The 21,214-nt window shown below is 75.3% G+C and carries 19 protein-coding genes; 14 read left to right on the forward strand and 5 right to left on the reverse strand.

Annotated elements, in window-relative coordinates; translation table 11 throughout:
* Positions 1–311: 311 nt before the first annotated feature.
* From ACVWNX_RS26225 to ACVWNX_RS26240, 4 genes are all read left to right on the forward strand, one after another.
* Entirely contained in the window at positions 312–1,433 is a 1,122-nt protein-coding gene (locus ACVWNX_RS26225; protein ID WP_454410485.1) for an endonuclease/exonuclease/phosphatase family protein, read from the forward strand.
* 155 nt (positions 1,434–1,588) lie between these two features.
* Positions 1,589–2,326 carry a two-component system response regulator CseB gene (gene cseB, locus ACVWNX_RS26230; protein WP_454410487.1) on the forward strand — a complete coding sequence of 246 codons (738 nt, stop codon included), beginning with the start codon at positions 1,589–1,591 and terminating at the stop codon, positions 2,324–2,326.
* Between the two features lie 5 nt (positions 2,327–2,331).
* Complete coding sequence (locus tag ACVWNX_RS26235; protein WP_454410489.1) at positions 2,332–3,645, forward strand: sensor histidine kinase; 1,314 nt, start codon at positions 2,332–2,334, stop codon at positions 3,643–3,645.
* A gap of 414 nt (positions 3,646–4,059) precedes the next feature.
* Complete coding sequence (locus ACVWNX_RS26240; protein ID WP_454410491.1) at positions 4,060–5,124, forward strand: D-alanyl-D-alanine carboxypeptidase family protein; 1,065 nt, start codon at positions 4,060–4,062, stop codon at positions 5,122–5,124.
* A 73-nt stretch (positions 5,125–5,197) separates the two neighbouring features.
* Here ACVWNX_RS26240 and ACVWNX_RS26245 read toward each other — a convergent pair whose 3' ends face one another.
* Complete coding sequence (locus ACVWNX_RS26245) at positions 5,198–5,614, reverse strand: hypothetical protein (RefSeq protein WP_454410493.1); 417 nt, start codon at positions 5,612–5,614, stop codon at positions 5,198–5,200.
* Positions 5,615–5,802: 188 nt separating this feature from the next.
* Positions 5,803–7,605, reverse strand: coding sequence for an AMP-dependent synthetase/ligase (locus tag ACVWNX_RS26250; protein ID WP_454410495.1), 1,803 nt, complete (start codon positions 7,603–7,605; stop codon positions 5,803–5,805).
* Positions 7,606–7,942: 337 nt separating this feature from the next.
* Between ACVWNX_RS26250 and ACVWNX_RS26255 the strand changes: the two genes are divergently transcribed.
* The 6 genes from ACVWNX_RS26255 (at position 7,943) to ACVWNX_RS26280 (ending at position 13,474) form a co-directional block, all read left to right on the forward strand.
* Entirely contained in the window at positions 7,943–8,779 is an 837-nt protein-coding gene (locus ACVWNX_RS26255; RefSeq protein ID WP_454410497.1) for a metallophosphoesterase family protein, read from the forward strand.
* A gap of 125 nt (positions 8,780–8,904) precedes the next feature.
* Positions 8,905–9,342 (forward strand): SRPBCC family protein, encoded by a 438-nt coding sequence (locus tag ACVWNX_RS26260; RefSeq protein ID WP_454410499.1) that lies wholly within the window; start codon positions 8,905–8,907, stop codon positions 9,340–9,342.
* Positions 9,343–9,544: 202 nt separating this feature from the next.
* Positions 9,545–10,750 (forward strand): ArsA family ATPase, encoded by a 1,206-nt coding sequence (locus ACVWNX_RS26265; RefSeq protein WP_454410500.1) that lies wholly within the window; start codon positions 9,545–9,547, stop codon positions 10,748–10,750.
* 91 nt (positions 10,751–10,841) lie between these two features.
* Positions 10,842–11,384, forward strand: coding sequence for a DUF5304 domain-containing protein (locus ACVWNX_RS26270; RefSeq protein ID WP_454410501.1), 543 nt, complete (start codon positions 10,842–10,844; stop codon positions 11,382–11,384).
* Positions 11,385–11,441: 57 nt separating this feature from the next.
* Positions 11,442–12,383 (forward strand): ROK family glucokinase, encoded by a 942-nt coding sequence (locus tag ACVWNX_RS26275; protein ID WP_454410503.1) that lies wholly within the window; start codon positions 11,442–11,444, stop codon positions 12,381–12,383.
* A 344-nt stretch (positions 12,384–12,727) separates the two neighbouring features.
* Complete coding sequence (locus ACVWNX_RS26280) at positions 12,728–13,474, forward strand: endonuclease/exonuclease/phosphatase family protein (protein WP_454410504.1); 747 nt, start codon at positions 12,728–12,730, stop codon at positions 13,472–13,474.
* A gap of 176 nt (positions 13,475–13,650) precedes the next feature.
* On the opposite strand, the gene ACVWNX_RS26285 is transcribed toward ACVWNX_RS26280, so the two are convergent.
* Together ACVWNX_RS26285 and ACVWNX_RS26290 are read right to left on the reverse strand one after the other, a co-directional pair.
* Positions 13,651–14,286 (reverse strand): hypothetical protein, encoded by a 636-nt coding sequence (locus tag ACVWNX_RS26285; RefSeq protein ID WP_454410505.1) that lies wholly within the window; start codon positions 14,284–14,286, stop codon positions 13,651–13,653.
* Positions 14,279–15,055 carry an alpha/beta hydrolase gene (locus ACVWNX_RS26290; RefSeq protein WP_454410506.1) on the reverse strand — a complete coding sequence of 259 codons (777 nt, stop codon included), beginning with the start codon at positions 15,053–15,055 and terminating at the stop codon, positions 14,279–14,281. Before ACVWNX_RS26290 ends, ACVWNX_RS26285 begins: the two co-directional genes overlap by 8 nt.
* 283 nt (positions 15,056–15,338) lie before the next feature.
* Between ACVWNX_RS26290 and ACVWNX_RS26295 the strand changes: the two genes are divergently transcribed.
* The 4 genes from ACVWNX_RS26295 (at position 15,339) to ACVWNX_RS26310 (ending at position 19,326) form a co-directional block, all read left to right on the forward strand.
* Complete coding sequence (locus ACVWNX_RS26295) at positions 15,339–16,133, forward strand: lysophospholipid acyltransferase family protein (protein WP_454414943.1); 795 nt, start codon at positions 15,339–15,341, stop codon at positions 16,131–16,133.
* Positions 16,134–16,268: 135 nt separating this feature from the next.
* The gene (gene macS / locus ACVWNX_RS26300; protein ID WP_454414944.1) at positions 16,269–17,486 is read left to right on the forward strand and encodes a MacS family sensor histidine kinase; all 1,218 of its coding nucleotides are present in this window, start codon (positions 16,269–16,271) and stop codon (positions 17,484–17,486) included.
* Complete coding sequence (locus ACVWNX_RS26305) at positions 17,483–18,163, forward strand: response regulator (RefSeq protein WP_454410507.1); 681 nt, start codon at positions 17,483–17,485, stop codon at positions 18,161–18,163. Before macS ends, ACVWNX_RS26305 begins: the two co-directional genes overlap by 4 nt.
* Before the next feature lie 158 nt (positions 18,164–18,321).
* Positions 18,322–19,326 (forward strand): 2-hydroxyacid dehydrogenase, encoded by a 1,005-nt coding sequence (locus ACVWNX_RS26310; protein ID WP_454410509.1) that lies wholly within the window; start codon positions 18,322–18,324, stop codon positions 19,324–19,326.
* Here the strand turns inward: ACVWNX_RS26310 and ACVWNX_RS26315 are convergent.
* Positions 19,269–21,182, reverse strand: coding sequence for an anthranilate synthase family protein (locus tag ACVWNX_RS26315; RefSeq protein WP_454410511.1), 1,914 nt, complete (start codon positions 21,180–21,182; stop codon positions 19,269–19,271). The two genes, ACVWNX_RS26310 and ACVWNX_RS26315, sit on opposite strands and share 58 nt — an antisense overlap.
* Positions 21,183–21,214: the final 32 nt, after the last annotated feature.

The raw sequence follows: 21,214 nt of genomic DNA on the forward strand, positions 1-21,214 counted from the left end.
CGAGTCCGCCCGGATCCCCATCCCCGAGGGCCTCGGGGCCCGCGCCCACCGCAGGGTCCGTGCCTGCCACCGGGCCCGCGCCCACCACAGGGCGTGCGCCTACCACCGGCCCCGCCCCCCGGCCCGTCCCGGCCCCGCCCCGGGCCCCCGACCGGCCGCCGGGCCCCGTACCGCAGGGCCCCGCTGTGTCACCCGGTTCCGTCGCGGCACCTGGAGGGGCCCCATCAGCGCCGGGCCCCGTCCCGCCCCCGGGCCCCGCCGTACCGCTGGCCCCCGCTGTCCCGCCGGGCCCCGTACCGTCCCGCCCCGCCATGTCACCCGGCGGGACTCCACCGCCGCCGGGTCCCGTCCCGCCCCCGGGCCCCGCTGAACTGCTGGCCCCCGTACCGCCGGGCCCCGCCGCGTCCCCGGGCTCCGCCGTCCCGCCTGGCGGTGCCGTCCCGTCCGTCGGCGGCCCACCGCCGGGCTCCGTCCCTCCGCCGGGCGCGGGGTCAGGGCCGGGGACCTCCCCGGCCCGCCGCTCCCGGACGCGGTGGCTCGTCGTCGCCGCCCTGGCCTGGGCGGCGACGATGGCGCTGCACGGCCGGGTGCCCAACGCGGTCGGCAACCTCGGCAGCCTCCTCCAGACGCTCCTGCCCTGGACGGGCCTGGCCGTGCCGGTGCTGCTCGCCCCGGCGCTCCTGCGCCGCTCCCGGACGGCGGTCGCCGCCGCGCTGCTGCCCGCCCTGGTGTGGGCGTGGCTCTTCGCCGGGGACCTCACCGACCGGACGGGGGAGCGGGCCCCGGGCGATCTGACGGTGATCACCCACAACGTGGGCGCGGACAACCGGGACCCGGCGGGCACCGCCCGCGCCCTGGCCGCCGCCGGGGCGGACGTGCTCGCGCTGGAGGAACTGCCCCGGGACCCCGCCGTCTATCTGCGCGAACTGGCCCACGCCTATCCCCACCACACGGTGCGCGGAGGGGTCGGACTGTGGAGCAGACACCGGCTGACCGGCGTCCGGGAAGTGCCGATCATGCCCTGGACCCGTGCGATGCGGGCCACGGTCCGCGCCCCCGGCGGGCCCGTCGCCGTCTACGCCGCGCACCTCGCCTCGGTGCGGGTCAGCCCGTTCCACGGCTTCACCACCGGACGCCGCGACGAGGCGGCCCGGCTGCTCGCGGACGCCGTCCACGCCGAACCGCTGTCCCGGGTCGTGGTGCTCGGGGACCTCAACGGCGTCCACCGCGACCGTGCCCTGGCCCCGCTGACCTCGGGGCTGCGCTCCGCCCAGCGGGAGTCGGGCGACGGCTTCGGCTTCACCTGGCCCGCCGGGTTCCCGGTGGTCCGCATCGACGAGGTCCTGGTCCGGGGCCTGACCCCGCGCGCGGCCTGGACGCTCCCCGCCACCGGCAGCGACCACCTCCCGGTCGCCGCAGCCCTGCGCCCCTGACCGGGGCCGCCGTTCCCCCCCGGCCGGTCCCGGGCCTCCGGACCGGTCTCCGGCGCTCCTGCCGGTGCCTCCGGCGCTCGCCCGGAGCGGTGCCCCTCGCCCGTCGGAACGGAGCGCCCGGACGAGTGACTACGATGCGAACGAGGAGAACGTCCATGTACGGCCAGGAAGACGTCGTGTCATCAACCAGGGTCCCGGACCCCGTCAGCGTGCTGTTCGTCGAGGACGACGCCACGATCCGCCGTGGCGTCCAGCTCGCCCTGGAGCGGTACGGCTACCGGGTCGAGGTCGCCGCCGACGGGCTCGACGGCCTGGAGCGCTTCCGCGCGGGCGGGCACGACGTGCTGATCCTCGACGTGATGCTGCCCGCGCTCGACGGGATCGGGCTGTGCCGCCGCATCCGGGAGGAGAGCCTCGTCCCGGTGCTGATGATGTCGGCGCGCGGTGACTCCCTCGACGTCGTCTCCGGTCTGGAGGCCGGTGCCGACGACTACGTCGTCAAGCCCGTCGACACCTCCGTGCTGGTCGCCCGCATCCGCACCCTGCTGCGCCGCGCGACCTTCCGCCCGGACGGGGACGCACCCCCGGCCGGTGCCGTCCCCGAGGGCACGCTGGTCTTCGGCGACCTGAGCGTGGACACCCTGGGCATGGAGGTCCGCCGGGACGGCCGGACCGTTCCGCTCACCCCCACCGAGCTGCGGCTGCTGCTGGAGTTCGCCTCCGCGCCCGGCGCGGTGCTCGACCGCAGGCGGCTGCTGCGCGAGGTCTGGGACTACGGCTGGGAGGGCGACACCCGGGTGGTCGACCTGTGCGTGCTGCGGCTGCGCAAGAAGATCGGCGGCGGCCGGATCGAGACCGTCCGCGGCTTCGGCTACAAGCTCGTCCGCGACTGACCGCCGTGCGTCAGTCCCGCTTCCGCAGCCTGCGCTGGAAGATCGCCGCGCTCACCGTCGCCGCCTGCTGCGCGGTGGCCGCCGTCATCGGCGTCCTGGTCCGGGAGGCCAACCACGAATGGATGATGGAACGGCTGCGGGAGCAGACCGGCGACCAGCTGTTCGAGGCGAAGACCGAGTACGAGCGCACCGGACGGGTGGAGCTGCCGGTGGACGACCGCGCCCCCTCCGAACTGCCCGCGCCGCTCGCCCGCGACCTGGCCGAGGACGGCACCACAGGCATCTGGTACGACGAGCGGCCGCCCAACTGGTACTGGATGTGGGGCGCCGTACGGGTCGGTGACCGGGTGCTGGTCGTCCGCCTCGACGTCAGCCGCGACGAGCGCCACCGGCAACTGCTCGACCGGCGCATCGTCATCTCCCTGCTGGCCGCCCTGGGCGTGGTCGTCCCGCTGGCGGTACTGGCCACCGAACCCGTCAACCGGCGGCTGCGCTACGGCGCCCGCACCGCCCGGGTGATCGCGGACGGTGACCTGGACGCCCGGATCGGGCGGCCCGGCCGGGCCCAGGACGAGATCACCGAGATGTCGGCCGCCGTCGACGAGATGGCCGGGGCGCTCCAGCGCCGGTTGGAGGACGAGCGCCGGTTCACCGCCGACGTCGCCCATGAACTGCGCACCCCGCTGATGGGGCTGATGACCGCCGCCGGACTGCTGCGGGACGACGACGAGGCCACCGGGCTGGTGCGCGACCGGGTCCGGGCGCTGAACGCGCTGGTCGAGGATCTGCTGGAGATCTCCCGGCTGGACGCGGGCGCCGAGCGCTCCCGCCCGGACCGGGTGCCGCTCGGGGAGTTCGTCGCCGACGTGGTGCGGCGCGCCGGGGACGGGATCGCGGAGGCCACCCGGGTCACCGTCCGGAACGCGGCCGTGGTGGAGACCGATCCGCGCCGGGTGGAGCGGATCGTGGTCAACCTGGTCGGCAACGCCCACCGGCACGGCGCGGCGCCCGTCGGGGTCACCGTGGACGGGGCCCGGATCACGGTGCGCGACCACGGGCCCGGGTTCCCCCCGGACCTGCTGGCGGACGGGCCCCGGCGGTTCCGCACCGGGGCCGACGAGCGCGGACGCGGCCACGGTCTCGGGCTGACCGTCGCCCAGGGCCAGGCCGGGGTGCTGGGCGCCCGGCTCACCTTCGCGAACGCCCCGGACGGCGGCGCGGTCGCCACCCTGGACCTGACCTCCGGCCCGGACCCGGTCCCCGACGCCGCCCCGGACCTCGGTGCCGCCCCGGTCCCTCCGGTGCCGCCCCGGACCTGACACGGGCCCCGACCTCGGTGCCGATCCGTACCTCGGCCCGGGCCCTGCCCTCGACGAGAGTCCGGCCCCCGGCGCTTCCTGACCCCGGCGCGGTCGAGGGGCGCCGCGCTCCCTGAACCCGGCGCGGGCCGTCTCCCGTTCCGTCCCGTTCCCGGCGGCGCGGGCCGTCTCCTGTCCGCTCCGGTCCCCGACGCGGGGTCCGCCCTGCTCCGGTCCGGTCATGGACTCGTCGCGCCCCGATCCGGGCGCGGGCCCACCCCGCTTCGGCGCGGGGAACCCGTCGCGTCCCCCCCCGAAACGGAACCGCAACGCACGCGCGCGGCGGTGGAAACGGCGTCGCACCGGCTCCGAAGAACGCCTCTCCGAGGGTGGGACCCGTGCGAGAACCGCACCCGTACCCACCCGGAGGCGCCCGTGTTCCCCCAGTCCACCGTCCGTCCGGAGCGCTCGCCCCGGCCCCGCCCGGAGCACCCGCACGGGCCGCTCCCCCCGAAGGACCGTCCGTCGCCCGTCGCGGGGCGGGGCGCCAAGCCGTGGCGCCTCCCGCTCGTCCCGCTGGTCGCGGCGGCCGTCCTGGCGACCGGCACCGGGGCCTGGCTCGTCCTCGACGACGGCACCCGCTCCGAGGCCCCCCTCACCCCCGGGGCCCCGCCGGTGGCCGGGGCCGCCCGTTCGCTGGAGCTGCCGTGGCCCGCCGAGGGGCAGTCGAGCGTCAGCGTGGAGGGGGTCGGCAGCCTCGGCACCCGGGGCGGGCGGGAACCGGTGCCGATCGCCAGCCTCGCCAAGGTCATGACGGCCCACGTCATCCTCAAGGAACACCCGGTGCGGCCCGGGGCGGGCGGCGCGACGGTGGTCGCCGACCGGCGGGCGGCGGACGAGTCGTACTCGTCGGTCGAGTCGACCGTCCCCGTGGAGGAGGGCCGGGAGTACCAGCAGCGGCGGCTGCTGGAGTTCCTGATGGTGGGCTCCGCCAACAACGTGGCCCGGCTGCTGGCCCGCTGGGACGCGGGGAGCGAGCGGGAGTTCGTCGCGAAGATGAACCGGGAGGCGGCCGCGCTGGGCATGCGGGACACCACCTACACCGGGTCCAGCGGCCTGGAACCGGACACCCGGAGCACCGCCGCCGACCAGCTGCGGCTGGCCCGGGCCGCCCTGCGGAACCCGGTCTTCCGCGAGGTCGTCGCCACCCGGGAGGTCACCGTGCCCGGCAACGGGACGCGGATCGCCAACACCAACAAGCTGCTCGGCCGGGACGGGGTGATCGGGGTGAAGACCGGCTCCTCCACCCCGGCGGGCGGCAATCTGGTGTGGGCGGTCCGGCGGGAGGTCGCGGGGACGCCGCGACTGGTCGTCGGGGTGGTCCTCGGCCAGCGCGCCGGAACCGATCCGGTGGCGGGCGGCGCGGCCGCGCACGAGGCCAGCCGCGCCCTGATCACCGCGGTGACCGACGCCCTCCCGAAGATCGTCGCCCGCCCCTGACCCCGGCCCCGGACCGAGCGGGTGCGCGGATCCGGAGGGGGCGGTCCCGCCTGGGGACCGCTGCCGACCGGGGCTACGTTCCGGCGATCTCCCGCCTCAGCTGCCGGGTGAAGCGCCGCAGCAGGTCCGTGGTCTCACGGAACTCGGCTCTGCGGTCGTCCCTCCCGGCGGTGGGCCGGGTGTTCCAGACCCGACGCGCGAGCGCGTCGGCCAGCTCGACGGTGTCGTCGGCGCAGAGCAGATAGAGGGCCGAGCGGGCTTCCTGCAACCGGTCGGCCAACTCGTTGGCTCCGGGCCCGTCGTCACCGAGCCGTGTGTCCTTCAGATGATCCAGCAGCTGGACCACCGCCGTGTTGAAGCCGATCCCCGCTCTGAGCTTCTGCTCGCGGAGCCACATCCGGTCCTGTCGGCGTGCGGTGAACCACGCGCCGAACAGGATCCCCAGCAGTCCGATGACGGCCCCGACAGCCACGGACAGGACGTTCCCCACGGTCGGCTCCCCCCCATGCCAGTGCCGCCAGGCTACCGAGACCGACGGCCCGGGACTCCACCCGAACGCCCCGTCAGGGGCGCGGGGAACGGCGCGAGCGGCCCACCACCGACCGGCGGCCGAAGACGCGCCCGCGGGAGCGCACCGGCGCCCGGCCACGCCCGGCCCACCGCGCCCGAACGCCCCGCTCAGCCGCGGTAGATGGCCTCGATCTCGTCCGCGAAGTCCTTCGCGACGACGTTCCGCTTCAGCTTCATCGACGGGGTCAGATGCCCCGTGTCCTCGGTGAACTGTCCGCCCAGCACCCGGAACTTGCGGACCGACTCCGCCTTGGACACCGCCGCGTTGCCGTCGTCGACGGCCCGCTGCACCGCCGCCAGCAGTTCCGGATCGGTGCGCAGGGACGCGGTGGTCGACCCGGCGGGCTTGCCGTTCTCGCGGGCCCAGCGGCCCAGGAACTCCTCGTCCAGGGTGATCAGCGCGCCCACGAACGGACGGCCGTCCCCGACCACCATGCACTCCGCGACCAGGGCGTGCGCCCGGATGCGGTCCTCGATCACCGCGGGGGCCACGTTCTTGCCGCCCGCGGTGACGATGATCTCCTTCTTGCGGCCGGTGATCCGCAGATAGCCGTCCTCGTCCAGGGTGCCGATGTCCCCGGTGTGGAACCAGCCGTCGCGCAGCGCCTCGGCGGTCGCGGCCTCGTTGTTCCAGTAGCCGCTGAACAGGTGCTCGCCGTGGAGCAGCACCTCGCCGTCGTCGGCGATCCGGATCACCGAGCCGGGCAGCGGCTGGCCGACCGTGCCGATCTTCTGCCGGTCCCACGGGTTGAACGAGGTCGCCGCGCAGGTCTCGGTGAGCCCGTACCCCTCCAGGACGGTGAAGCCGATGCCACGGAAGAAGTGCCCGAGCCGTTCCCCGAGCGGCGCCCCGCCCGAGATCGCGTACTCGCCGTTCCCGCCGAGCACCGCCCGCAGCTTGCCGTAGACGAGCTTGTCGAAGATCTTGTGCTTGATCCGCAGCCCCAGCGACGGGCCCGAGGCGGTGTCCTGGGCGCGGCTGTAGGCGATCGCCGTGTCGGCGGCCCGGTCGAAGATCCGGCCCTTGCCGTCGGCCTGCGCCTTGGCCCGGGCGCCGTTGTAGACCTTCTCGAAGACGCGCGGCACGCCCAGGATCAACGTGGGCCGGAAGCTGGCGAGTTCATCGGTGAGCTGGCGGACGTCCGGGACGCAGCCGATCCGGATCGGCGCCATCATCGGGGCGATCTGCACCATCCGCCCGAAGACGTGGGCGAGCGGCAGGAACAGCAGGATCGAGCACTCGCCGGTGCGGAACAGGGGCTTCAGCCGCTCCACCACGTTGCCGCACTCCGCGAGGAAGCTGCGGTGGGTCAGCACACAGCCCTTGGGGCGGCCCGTGGTGCCGGAGGTGTAGATGATGGTCGCCGGGTCGTCCGCCTTGGCGAGCGCGCCCCGCTCGGCGACCACCGCGTCGCCGTCGGCCAGCTCCGCGCCCAGCCGTCCCAGCTCCTCGACGCCGCCCGCGTCGATCCCCCACACGTTCCGCAGCGCCGGGAGCCGGTCGCGCACCGACTCCACCGCCGCCGCGTGGGCGTCCGTCTCGACGACGCAGGCCACCGCGTCCGCGTCGGACAGGATCCACTCCACTTGCTCGGGGGAGCTGGTCTCGTACACCGGGACGGTGATCCCGCCCGCGCTCCAGATCGCGAAGTCCAGCAGGGTCCACTCGTAGCGGGTGCGCGACATCAGCCCGACCCGGTCGCCGGGTCCGACCCCGGCCGCGATCAGCCCCTTGGCGGCGGTCTCGACCTCGGCGAGGAAGTCCCGCGCCGACACGTCCCGCCACGCGCCGTCCACCTTGCGGGCGATCACGGCCACCTCGGGGTGGCGGACCGCGTTTCTGCGCACGATGTCGGTCAGGTTGCCGTCCGTCGGGACCTCGTACAGGGCCGGAAGGCTGAACTCGCGCAAGGCTGCTGCTCCTCATAGGGCGCCGGCGCCACGACACTGTGTCGCTGCGGCGGTCCGGTCACGGCTCGGCGGTGGCCCGGGAACCCCGTGGTCAGACCCCCGGGGCCGGGACGCGGCACTCGGGCGCCGGGCCCGGGGCAGGACGGGCACGACAGGACGGCCCGGACGTTACCGACCGGTAGTCCCCTTCGATAGAGGGTTCCGGCCAGATGTTCGCTGCGTCACATGTCAGGGCATTCCCTGGCGCACAGTAGTCCACCCCGTTCCCGACTGGGAAGTAACCGCAGGTCCGGCACCCTCTACCCGCGCCCGGACGGACCGCCCTAGGGTGACGCCCATGGCAGCCACCCCGCCCCGAACGCGCCACGCCCACACCGCCGTCCCCGCCGCACCCGCCGCGCGGGGCGCCCGCCGCACCCGTATCCACGTGGTGAGCGACGTGCACGGCAACGTCCGTGACCTCGCCCGCGCGGGGGACGGGGCGGACGCCCTCGTCTGCCTCGGCGACCTGCTCCTCTTCCTCGACTACGCGGACCACTCGCGCGGCATCTTCGCCGAACTGTTCGGGACCGCGAACACCGCGCGGCTGGTCGCCCTGCGCACCGAGCGCCGCTTCGACGAGGCGCGGGAGCTCGCGGGCGGACTGTGGCGGAGCGTCGACGAGGAGGTCGTCACCCGGGCGGTGCGCGGACAGTACGCCGAACTGTTCGCCGCCTTCCCCGACCCCACCTACGCCACCTACGGCAACGTGGACGTGCCCGGCCTCTGGTCCGAGTACGTCCGCCCGGGCACCACCGTCCTGGACGGCGGGCGCGTCGAGATCGGCGGCCGGACCTTCGGCTTCGTCGGCGGCGGACTGCGCACCCCCATGCGCACCCCCTTCGAGATCGACGACGAGGAGTACGCGGCCAAGGTCGAGGCACTCGGGGAGGTGGACGTGCTGTGCACCCACATCCCGCCGGACGTGCCGGAACTGCTGTACGACACCGTGCCGCGCCGGTTCGAGCGCGGCAGCCGCGCCGTGCTCGACGCCATCCGCCGGGTCCGCCCCCGCTACGCCCTCTTCGGCCACGTCCACCAGCCGCTGGCCCGCCGGATGCGGATCGGCGCCACCGAGTGCGTCAACGTGGGGCACTTCGCCCGTACCGGGCGGCCGTGGGTGCTGGAGTGGTGAGCCCCGCCGGGCGTCACGGGGCCGGGAACCGCCGGTGAGCGGTGCGCGGTAGCCTTCATCCCTATCCCGCGCGTCACACCACGCGCGCCCGCATCCACCGCACCGCAACGGGAGGAGCCACGGCGATGGCGGAGTACACCAGTTCGAGCATCAGGATCGAGGCCGCCCCGGCCGACGTCATGGCCGTGATCGCCGACTTCTCCCGCTACCCCGACTGGACCGGCGAGGTGAAGGAGGCCCAGGTGCTGGCCGCCGACGCCGACGGCCGCGCCGAACGGGTCCGGCTGGTGATGGACGCGGGCGCGATCAAGGACGACCAGACGCTCGCCTACACCTGGAACGGGGCGCACGAGGTCAGCTGGACCCTGGTGAAGTCGCAGATGCTGCGCTCCCTGGACGGCTCGTACCTGCTGAAGGACATGGGGGAGGACGCGACCGAGGTCACCTACCAGCTGACCGTCGACGTCAAGATCCCCATGCTCGGCATGATCAAGCGCAAGGCTGAGAAGGTCATCATCGACCGGGCCCTCGCCGGGCTCAAGGAACGCGTCGAGTCGGCCTGACGCCCCGCTCCCCTGAGGTCCGCCCCTGACGGTCCGCCCGCCGTCCGGCCGCTGCCCCTGCCGGGGCAACGGTCCCCGGGGCGGTCCGGCGGGTTCCCGCCAAGTACGGGGGAAGCGCGGCCGGGCGGCGGCGCGGCGGGCCCGGCCGTCGACCCCGGACACCCGTGCCGGAACCCGTCCGGCCAGGTACTAGCGTGCGGACATGCGAACGATCCTCGTCACGGGCCCCGGGGGCGCGGGCCGCACCACGGTGGCCGCCGCCACCGCGCTGGCCGCCGTCCGCGCCGGACACCGGACCCTGGTCCTGTCGGCCGATCCCACCGACGGCCTCGGCGCCGCCCTCGGGGTCCCCGTCGGCGCCGACCCCGTCCCCCTCACCGGCCCGGCCTCCGGCCTCACCGCCTGGCGCCCCTCGGCCGCCCCCTCCTTCGGCGCCGATCTGCTGCGCCTCCAGGACTGGGCCGCCCCCGCGCTGGACCTCGCCGGAGCCGCCCGGCTGGAGGCCGCGGAACTGACCCCGCTGCCCGGCGCCGAGGAGGCCGCCGTCCTCCGCGCGCTGCGGGAGACCGCCCGCGCCCCGCGCGGCACGGTGGACGTCCTGGTCGTCGACCTCCCCCCGCTGGACCGGGCGCTCGCCCTGCTCGCCCTGCCCCAGCAGCTCCGGCGCTATCTGCGCCGACTGCTCCCGCCCGAGCGGCGCGCCGCCCAGGGCCTGCGCCCGATGCTCGGACGGCTCGCGGGGGTCCCGGTGCCCGCCGCCGCCCTGTACGAGACCGTCGAGCGCTGGGACGCGGAACTCGCCGCCGTCGAGGCCCTCGTCGCCGACCCGGCCACCACCGTCCGGCTGGTCGCCGAGCCGGGCCCGGCCGCCACCCGCGCCCTGCGCGCCGTCACCCCTGGCCTCGCCCTGCACGCCCTGCGGGTGGACGCCCTGCTCGCCAGCCGGGTCCTGCCCACCGGCACCGGCGGGGACTGGCTCGCCGGACCGGTCGCCCAGCAGCGCGCCGCGCTCACCGACTGGACCGGCGCCGCCGACGGGACGGACGGGACCGTCCCCGTCCCGCACGAGCTGCCCCATCTGGGCCGCGCCCCCGAGGGCCCCGACGACCTCGCCGCGCTCGCCGTCCCCTTCGACGCGGCCCCGCCCCCGCCCGTGGAGTGGCCGGTCGTCGACCGCCTCGCCGAGGACGGGGTGCTGGTCTGGGACATCCCCCTGCCGGGCGCCGTCCGGGAGGAACTCGACCTGCTGCGCCGGGGCGACGAACTCGTCCTCACCGTCGGACGGTTCCGCAGGATCGTTCCGCTGCCCTCCGCGCTGCGCCGCTGCACCGTCGTCGGCGCCGGACTGCGCGACGGCGGGCTTAAGGTCCGCTGCGCCCCCGACCCCGGACTGTGGCCGAAGAGGTGACGAGGAGAGCGGGAGTGAGACGGTACCGCCGTTCGGGTACCGTCGAAGGGGCGAACCGTCCTCTTCCGCATTCCGCAGGAGTCACCCCTTCATGAGCGAAGCCGAGCGCCCCGACCCCCGCCCCGGCGACGAGAGCGGCGCGGACGCCGACCGGGACACCACCGGGGCCCCCGACCCCGACGCCTGGTCCACGGCCTGCGCCGAGGACCTCGCCGCCGAGCGCGAACGGCGCCGCTCCGCCTACGGTCCGCCCCCCGGCTCCGCCGCCGAGGAGCTGCGCAAGCTGGTGGACACGGTCGCGGACCGGCTCGCCGGGCTCTCCTCCCCGCTGCTCGGCCCGGCCGCCTCCGGAGTCGTCCGCCAGGTGGCCCGCCAGGCCCGGGAGGCCGTCGAACCGGTCATCGAACGCAACCCCGAGGTGTTCGACCACCTGGCCGCCGCGGGCGGGGAACTGCTCGCCGCGTACCGCTCCGCCGCCCGCGCCCAGGAGACCCGCTGGACCCGGGGCGACGCCCCGTCGCCCCGGGACCCCAAGGCGTCCGAGGCCCCGGAGGGCTCCGGCGACACCCCTGGTGAGCAGTCCTCCCGGCCCGATGAGGACCCCGGCCGGGACGGCCGGATCGACCTCGACTGACCCACCCCCTCCGGTACGGTGTGCCGTGCGACGGGGCACGACCGAGCTGAGGGGCACATGGGACTGACCATCGGGGTCGACATCGGCGGCACGAAGATCGCGGCCGGGGTGGTCGACGAAGCGGGCGTGATCCTGGAGACGCACACCGTGCCCACCCCCGCCACTCCCGACGGCATCGTCGACGCGATCCGCGAGGCCGTCGGCCGCGCCGCCCGGGACCACGACGTCGAGGCGGTCGGGGTCGGCGCCGCCGGATACGTGGACGACAAGCGGGCCACCGTCCTGTTCGCCCCCAACATCGACTGGCGCGACGAACCGCTGAAGGACAAGGTCGAACAGCGCGTCGGGCTCCCCGTCGTGGTGGAGAACGACGCCAACGCCGCCGCCTGGGGCGAGTACCGCTTCGGCGCCGGACAGGGCCACGAGGACGTCGTCTGCGTGACCCTCGGCACCGGCATCGGCGGCGGCGTCATCATGGGCGGCGAACTGCGCCGCGGCCGGTTCGGCGTCGCCGCCGAGTTCGGACACGTCCGGATGGTCCCCGACGGTCTGCTCTGCGGCTGCGGCAGCCAGGGCTGCTGGGAGCAGTACGCCAGCGGACGGGCCCTCGTCCGCTACGCCCGGCAGCGGGCCCGGGCCACCCCCGAGAACGCGACGGTCCTGCTCGGCCTCGGGGACGGCACCCCGGAGGGCGTCCAGGGCAAGCACGTGAGCGACGCGGCGCGCGCCGGGGACCCGGTGGCCGTCGACTCCTTCCGGGAGCTGGCCCGTTGGGCCGGTGCCGGACTCGCCGACCTCGCCTCCCTCTTCGACCCCTCCGCGTTCATCGTCGGCGGCGGCGTCTCCGACGAGGGCGAACTCGTCCTGGACCCGATCCGCAAGTCCTTCCGCCGCTGGCTGGTCGGCTCCCACTGGCGCCCGCACGCCCAGGTGCTGGCGGCACGGCTCGGTGGCCGCGCCGGACTGGTGGGCGCGGCGGACCTGGCCCGCCAGGGATAGCCCCTGCGGCGGCCCCACGGCCGACCCGGTCCCCCCGGACCTCCCCGGTCCCCCCGGCCCCCCCGGACCCCGGCCCCCCCCGGACCCCGGTCTGCCCCGGACCACCGGTCTCCGCCCGCGTCACCGGCCCTCGCCCGGGCCACCGGTTTCCGCCCGGACCATGGGTCCCGTCCGCGTCACCGGTCCCCGTCCGGACCACGGGTCCCCGCCCGGGCCACCGGTCCCCGCCCGGATCGCGAGCCTCCGCCGGATCACCGGCGCACCGGCCCGTCCCGCCCCCCAGGGGACGGGACGGGCCGGTGTCGGTTTTCCGGAGCGCGTCGCCACCGGCGTACGTTGGGCCCATGGACGTCAACTCGGTCGCGGAACCGGACGGTTCCGCCGTGGTGCGGGTGCTGAGCTACAACGTGCGGTCGATGCGGGACGACACCGCCGCCCTGGCCCGGGTGATCCGGGCCTGTGCCCCGGACGTGGTCCTCGTCCAGGAGGCGCCCCGCTTCTTCCGCTGGCGCAAGAAGCTCGCCCGGCTCGCCGCGTCCAGCGGGCTGTACGTGCTCTCCGGCGGGGCGACCGCCGCCGGACCCGCGCTGCTCTGCTCGCTGCGGGCCACCGTGGAACGCACCGAGGACGTCCTGCTGCCGCTCACCCCCGGCCAGCACCGCCGGGGGTTCTCCACCGCCGTGCTGCGGGTCGGCGGGGCCCGGTTCGGCGTCCTCAGCTGTCATCTCTCGCTCCAGCGGGACGAGCGGTTCGCCCAGTCCGGGATGCTGCTCGACCGGCTCGACGGCCTCGGCGTCCCGCACGCCGTCGCGGGCGGCGACCTCAACGAACGTCCCGACGGCCCCGCCTTCCGACGGCTCGCGGACGCCCTCCAGGACGGCTGGGCCACCGCGCCGTGGGGGAGCGAGCACACCTCCCCGGCGACGGCCCCCCACCAGCGGATCGACGCCGTCCTCGCCACCCCGGGCGTCGAGGTGCTGGGCTGCGGGGTCCCCGACCAACTGCCCGGCGTCACCGCCGGGGACCTGCGGGCGGCCACGGACCACCTGCCCGTCCTGGCCACCCTGCGGATCCCCGCCGGCCCGGCCTGACCCGAGGCCCGTCCCCCCGGTCCGGCCGCCCCCTCCCGGTCCAGCCGGAACCGGGAGGAAGGCCCTACCGGAAGGCAGGGGCCTGTGTAAGGCGGGGCGCCTGGGTAAGGCAGGGCCCACGGCCCCTGCAGGCGGCGGCCCCGCCGGGAGCAAGGGCCCAGTCCGTAAGAGACGGCCTAGACGACCGCGCCCCGTCCGGGGTCGTCGTCGCCCTCCTCGTCGCTCTCCATCCGGGCCACCAGCGTGCCGAAGCCGCCCAGGAAGCCGCCGATGCCCAGCGTCGTCAGCCACCAGGTCATCTCCCAGCCGAACAGCACCGCCGCCAGCATCAGCAGCGGCCCCCCGAGCACCCCGAGCCAGCCGAACTTCGCGGTGGGGTCCGAGGCGGGCAGCGGCGGCGGCTCCGGCGGGACGAAGTGCCCCTCGTCGTCGGGGTCGAAGTCCTCCTCGGAGGCCTCCTCCAAGCTGTGGTCCCGGGGGCCGCCGCCGCCGACCCCGGGCGCGAACACCACGGAGCCGCCCAGCGGTTTGTCCGGGACGTCCGCCGGGCCGGGCTTCCCGGCCGGGGAGGACGACGACGGGGCCCCGTCGGCCGGGCCGTCGGGGGAGTCGTTGGGCTCCACCTCCAGCAGGGCCAGGTCCTCCACCGACTTGAACGGCTTGGCCCCGGGCGGGTCCGGCGGCTCGTCGCCGTACCCGGCCACGATCGCCTCCCACGCCGCCGTCTCGTCCAACGGCACGGCCTCGCCCTGCTGTTCCGCCGCGGCGCGGTCATCGGGCTCGCGGCCCTCGTCACGGTCGTGCTCAGCCACCGGTGGCCGTCCCTTCCTCGTCACTGGGTGCGATCCGGCCGATGAACGCGTGGCTCTCCGCGAAGATCCGGCCCGCATCGTGGTCCAACGTCGCGACGTGGTAGCTGTGTTCCAGCAACACCTCCGTGACATCGGTCGAGGAGACCCGGCCCAGCACCCGCGCCGAGTCCGAGGGCGGCACCACATGGTCCTCCGGGCTGTGCAACAGCAGCAACGGCTGTGTCACCTGGGGCAGTTCCGCGTCCACCATCCGGAAGAAGCGGCTCACCGAGTACGCGGCGTGCAGCGGCACCCGGTCGTACCCGACCTCCCGCACGCCCTCCTTGGCGATGTCCCCGGTCAGCCCGCTCACCGAGGGCACCAGGTGCCGGATCACCGGCAGCGCCTTCGCCGCCGCGCCGTGCACCCCGAGCCCGGGGTTGACGACCACCACGCCGTCCACCGCGTCCCCGTGCCGGGCCGCCAGCCGCAGCGCCAGCGCCCCGCCCATGGACAGCCCGCACACGAACACCCGGGAGCACCGCGCGGTCAGCGTCAGCAGCTCCCGCTCCACCTCCGCGTACCAGTCCTGCCAGCCGGTCGGCCGCATCTCCTCCCAGCGGGTGCCGTGCCCCGGGAGCAGCGGCAGCGACACCGTCAGCCCGCGCGCGGCCAGGTGCTCCGCCCAGGGGCGCAGGGACTGCGGGGAGCCGGTGAACCCGTGGCAGAGGAGGACGCCGACGTCCCCGCCCTCGTGGTGGAACGGCTCGGCACCGGGGAGGACCGTCACGTTCGGTCTCCTGTTCGTCTGGAGGGGCGGCGGGGGAGGCCGAGCGGGACGCCGGGGCGCCGTGGGGTGACACGGGTCGCTCGGGGGACGCTGAAGGGGTACTTCACCGTACGCGACGGCCCCCCGGCCTGTCGTCACACCGGCGTCCGCCGTCCGATGCCGGGCCTTCACCGCCCGCACGTCCGGTGCCCCCCGACGGCCCCGGCCCCCGACGGGCCCGTCGGACCCGTTCCCGACCGGCCGGGTTATGGTCTGTCTGACAGAAACCAGGAGGCAGTCGGTGATCTACGGCGCGATGAAGTTTTCCATCGGAGGGCCCCTGAAGCTCGCCTTCAGGCCCTGGGTGGAGGGCATCGAGCACATCCCCGCCGAGGGTCCCGCCATCCTCGCGAGCAACCACCTGTCGTTCTCGGACTCCTTCTTCCTCCCGGCGGTCCTCGACCGCAAGGTCACCTTCATCGCCAAGGCCGAGTACTTCACCACGCCCGGCGTCAAGGGCCGGATGACGGCCGCGTTCTTCAAGGGCGTCGGACAGCTCCCGGTGGACCGCTCCGGCGCGCGCGGCGCGGGCGAGGCGGCGATCCGCAGCGGCATCGAGGTGGTGCGGCGCGGCGAGCTGTTCGGGATCTACCCGGAGGGCACCCGTTCCCCGGACGGCCGCCTCTACCGGGGCAAGCCGGGCGGCCTCGCCCGGGTGGCGCTCGCCACCGGCGCGCCGGTCATCCCGGTCGCCATGATCGACACGGAGAAGATCCAGCCCCCGGGCAAGGTCGTCCCCAAGCTGATGCGCCCCGGCATCCGGATCGGCGCGCCCCTCGACTTCTCCCGCTACCACGGCATGGACCACGACCGGTTCGTGCTGCGCGCGGTGACCGACGAGGTCATGTACGAGATCATGAAGCTCTCCGGCCAGGAGTACGTCGACGTCTACGCGACCGCCGCCAAGCGGCAGCTCGCCGAGGAGGCGAAGGCGGAGCGGGAGGCCGCGAAGGCCGGACGGTCCGCCGCCGCGCGCCCCGCCGGCCCGGAGACGGCCCCGCCGTCCGGGGGAGCCGGGGAACCCGCCGACCCGAAGTGAGGCGGAACCGGGGACGGCCCGGGAGCCGTCAGCGGTAGACGACGGGGGACACCGGCCGCGCGGACGCCCGCACGGCGGGACGAGGACGCTGGGGGAGCGGTGGGCGGAACGGTCAGACGCTGGCGCGTGACACGGATGTCGGTCGAGCAGCCGCTGTGGCGCGCCCTCACCGGCTACCGGGTGCTCACCGCGCTCTACGCGGTCGGCGTGTTCGCGTCGATGCACGACTCCTACGCCCGCCCCCAGGTCGCCGTCGCCTACTACGCGGTGCTGCTCGGCTGGACCGCCGCCACCCTCGGCAAGGTCTCCGGCGCCGCCCGCTGCACCCGCCCGTTCCTCGCCGCCGACCTGGCCGTCGCGCTCACCGGGGTGCTGCTCACCCCGGTCGCCGCGGGCTCCGACCTCGGCATCGAGGCGGCGCCCACCCTGCCGTCGATATGGACCGCGGGCTCCGTCCTCGCCTTCGCGCTCAAGGGCGGCTGGCGCTGGGCCGCCGTCACCTCGGCGCTGGTCGGCGTGGCGAACCTGGTCCAGCGCGGCGAGCCGAGCCGGGACGTCGTCCACAACGTGCTCCTGGTGTGGGTGGCGTCCATCGCCATCGGCTACGTGGTCGAGGTGGCCCGGGCCTCGGAGGCCACCCTGGCCCGCGCCCTGGAGATCGAGGCCGCCACCCGGGAGCGGGAGCGCCTCGCCCGGGACATCCACGACGGCGTCCTCCAGGTCCTCGCCATGGTGCAGCGGCGCGGCACCGCCCTGGGCGGGGAGGCCGCCGAGCTGGGCCGGATGGCCGGGGAGCAGGAGATCGCGCTGCGCGCCCTGGTCACGGCCGGGCTGAACCGGCCCTCGCACGCCTCCGAGGACGCCGCCGACGGCGCCTTCGTCCGGGCCGTCGACGAACCGGCCGGACCCGCCGCCCCCGAGGCCCCCGGTGACCCCGCCGCCCCCGACGACCTGCTCCGGCTGCTCGGCGGCCACGCGGGCTCCCGGGTCACCCTCTCCGAACCGGGCGCCCCGGTGCTGCTCCCGTCCGCCACCGCCCGGGAACTCGCGGCGGCGGTCGGCGCCGCGCTGGACAACGTGCGGCGCCACGCGGGCGGGGACGCGCGGGCCTGGATCCTGGTCGAGGACGAACCGGACGAGGTGATCGTCACGGTCCGCGACGACGGCCCGGGCATCCCCGAGGGCAGACTGGAACGGGCCGCGGGGGAGGGCCGCCTCGGGGTGGCCCAGTCGATCCGGGGACGGCTGCGGGACCTCGGCGGCACCGCCGAACTGGTCTCGGTACCGGGCCAGGGCACCGAAGTAGAACTGAGGGTTCCGCGCGACGGCGCCCAGGGGAGGGAGGCACGATGACACAGGACTCGGCCGGGGGGCCGTCGATCAGGGTGATGGTCGTGGACGACCACCCGATGTGGCGCGACGCCGTCGCCCGGGACCTCGCGGAGGCCGGGTTCGCGGTGGTGGCCACGGCGGGCGACGGGGAGCAGGCGGTGCGCCGGGCCCGGGCCGCCGTGCCCGACGTGATCGTCCTGGACCTCAACCTGCCCGCCAAGCCGGGCGTCCAGGTCTGCAAGGAGGTCGTCGCCGCCAACCCCGCGCTGCGGGTGCTGGTGCTCTCCGCCAGCGGTGAGCACGCGGACGTCCTGGAGGCCGTGAAGTCCGGCGCCACCGGCTATCTGGTGAAGTCGGCCTCCACCGCCGAACTCGTGGACGCCGTCCGCCGCACCGCAGCCGGGGACGCGGTGTTCACCCCCGGACTCGCCGGACTCGTCCTCGGCGAGTACCGCCGCCTCGCCTCCGAACCCGCCCCCCGGGACGGCGGCGAACCGGACGCCCCCCGGCTCACCGACCGGGAGACCGAGGTGCTGCGGCTGGTCGCCAAGGGCCTCAGCTACAAGCAGATCGCGGAACGCCTGGTGATCTCCCACCGGACGGTCCAGAACCACGTGCAGAACACCCTCGGCAAGCTCCAGCTCCACAACCGGGTGGAACTCGTCCGGTACGCGATAGAACGCGGCCTCGACGACTGACGGCCCACGGCCCGGACGGACGGACGGACGGATGGACGGTCGGGCGGGCGGGCGAAGGGCGCCCGCCCGACCGCCGCGCCCCCCGCCCCGGCCGGGCGCCTGCGCGTATATTCCCGGGTGTCCCGCACCGCCCCGCCGCCCACCCCCGTGGAGCACCCGTGGAGATCCTCGCCTTCGGCGTCCAGGCCGATGAGAAGCCCCTGATCGAAGCCGCCTTCACGGACCCGCACGAGGTGCGCTGCCTGGAGGTCTTCCTCAACGAGGACACCGCCCCCATCGCGGCGGGCTACGAGGTCGTCTCCACCAGCGTCAACGCGGAGCTGGGCCACCGGGTCCTGCAGACCCTCGCGGCGGGCGGCACCCAGATGATCGCCCAGCGCTCCACCGGCTTCAACAACATCGACCTCCCGGTGGCCGAGCGCCTCGGGATGACCGTGGCCCGGGTCTCCTCCTACTCCCCCTACTCGGTCGCGGAGTTCGCCTGGACCCTCGCCATGGCCGTCAACCGCCGACTGGTCCGGGCCAGCAACCGCACCCGGGACTTCGACTTCCGCCTCGACGGACTGATGGGCCGCGATCTGCGGGGCCGGACCGTCGGGGTGATCGGCACCGGGAAGATCGGCGAGGCGTTCACCCGGATCGCCCACGGCTTCGGGACCCGGCTGCTGGGCTGGGACGTGGTGGAGAACCCGGCCTGTGTCGCCCTCGGCATGGAGTACGTCCCCAAGGAGCGGCTGTTCGCCGAGGCGGACCTGATCAGCCTGCACGTCCCGCTGCTGCCGGAGACCCACCACCTGGTGGACGCGGCGGCGCTGGCGTCCATGCGGGACGACGCGATCCTGGTCAACTCCAGCCGGGGCGGACTGGTCGACACCAAGGCCCTGGTCGAGGAGTTGCGGGCGGGCCGGTTCACCGGCGTCGGGCTGGACGTGTACGAGGCGGAGGCCGGGCTGTTCTTCCTCGACAAGTCGCTGGAAGCCGTCCCGGACGACGTCCTGGCCCGCCTCGTCACCTTCCCCAACGTGGTGGTGACCTCCCACCAGGCGTACTACACCGTGGACGCCGTCACCCAGATCGTGGACACCACCGCCGCCAACGTCCTGGACTACCTCGCGGGCCGCCGCAGCGAGAACGTCCTCGTCCCGGCCTCCCCGAGGAGCTGACCGGCCAGCTCCCGCACGATCGACGCCCCGCGCAGCGTCAGCACCGACTCCGGGTGGAACTGCACCCCCGCGAACCCGGGCCCGCGCAGCGCGTGCACCTCGCCCCGTCCGTCCCGGGCGACCTCCACCCCGTGCGCGGCCAGCTCCAGCGCGGTGTCCGCGTCGCAGCGGGCCGTGAAGCTGTTGTAGAAGCCGACCGTCTCGGTCCGCCCGAACAGGTCGATCTCGGCCTGCGCCCCCTGGTACGGGACCTCCTTGCGGACGATGCCGAGGCCCAGTTCCGCCGCGATCAGCTCGTGTCCGAGGCAGACCCCGAGCACCCCGTACGGGTGGGAGCGGATGAGTTCGGCGGCGAGCGGGCGCAGCAGCCGCATCTTCGGGTCGGACGCGTCCGAGGGGTCGCCGGGGCCCGGTCCCAGGACCACCGGTCCCGGATGGGCGAGGACCGCGGCGCGCAGGCCCGGCTCGTCGTAGCGGCGCACCGTCACCGCCAGCCCCGAGGAGCGCAGCAGATGCCCCAGCATCGCGGTGAACGTGTCCTCGCCGTCCACCACCAGCGCATGGCCGTCCAGTTCGGCGGAGCGCTCCTGCATCCGCAGCCAGAACGGCGCCAGCGAGGCCCGCCGTCCGGCCAGCGCCTCCCGCACCCGGGGGTCGTCGGCGAGCGCGGTCCGCACCGGCCCGGACGGCTTCCGGCCCGGCCGCACCCCGAGCGCGGTGAGCACCCCGGCCGCCTTGGCGTGGGTCTCCGCCACCTCCCCGTACGGGTCCGAACCGCGCACCAGGGTCGCCCCGACCGGAACCTTCAGGGTGCCGTCCAGCGCGATGTCCGCCGTTCTGATGAGGATCGGGGAGTCGAGCGTCTGGGCGCCCCCCGCGTCCCGTCCGATCAGCGCCAGTGCCCCCGCGTAGTAGCCCCGGCCGCCACCGTCCGGGCCGACCGGTTCGTAGCGCTCGATCACCCGGCAGGCGTTCTGCACCGGGGAGCCGGTCACGGTGGCGGCGAACATCGTCTCCCGCAGCACCTCGCGCACCCCCAGCGAGGAGAGCCCCCGCAGCTCGTACTCGGTGTGCGCCAGATGCGCCATCTCCCGCAGCCGGGGGCCCACGACGACCCCGCCCCGGTCCCCGACCGCGCACATCATCTTGAGTTCCTCGTCCACCACCATGGACAGCTCCTCGCGCTCCTTGGCGTCGGCCAGGAAGCCGAGCAGCCCCTCGGGGGAGGGCCCGTCCAGCGGGTAGCGGTACGTCCCGCTGATCGGGTTCATCACCACGGTGCCGCCGCTCATCCGCACGTGGACCTCGGGGCTCGCGCCGACCAGCGTCCGTTCCCCGGTGTGCACCACGAACGTCCAGTACGCGCCCTCCTCGCCGACCAGCAGCCGCCGGAACAGCTCCAGCGCACCGGCCCGTCCGAAGCCGTCGATCCGTCCGGTGTAGGTGCGGCGGATCACGAAGTTGGCGCCCTCGCCCCGCCCGATCTCGTCCCGCAGCACCCGGGAGACCAGCGCGGCGTACTCCTCGTCGCCGACGTCGAAGCCGCCGTCCGTGACGCGCGTCGGCGTCTCGGGGAGCGCGGCCAGCGCGGCCAGGGCCTCGGCCAGCGGCAGCTCGTGGCGCTCCTCGGGGGTGAGCACCGAGAGCGGGGTGCCGTCGTCGCGGACGTCGAAGCCGCGCTCCCGGATCTGCCGGAACGGGACGAGCGCCAGCCCGTCGGGGAGGTCCGCGAGCCGTTCGTGGTGGCTGACCGGCCCGGTCAGCACCTCCACCGTGTCGTGGTCGCGCCCGGGGGTGCGGCGGCGCAGCAGCGCGAACGGGGGGCCGTCGGGGTCGAGCAGTCGGTTCAGGTCCATGGGGAGCGGTTCCTTCCCTGCGGCGGCCGGGC

The organism is Streptomyces sp. JNUCC 64 (assembly GCF_054484115.1).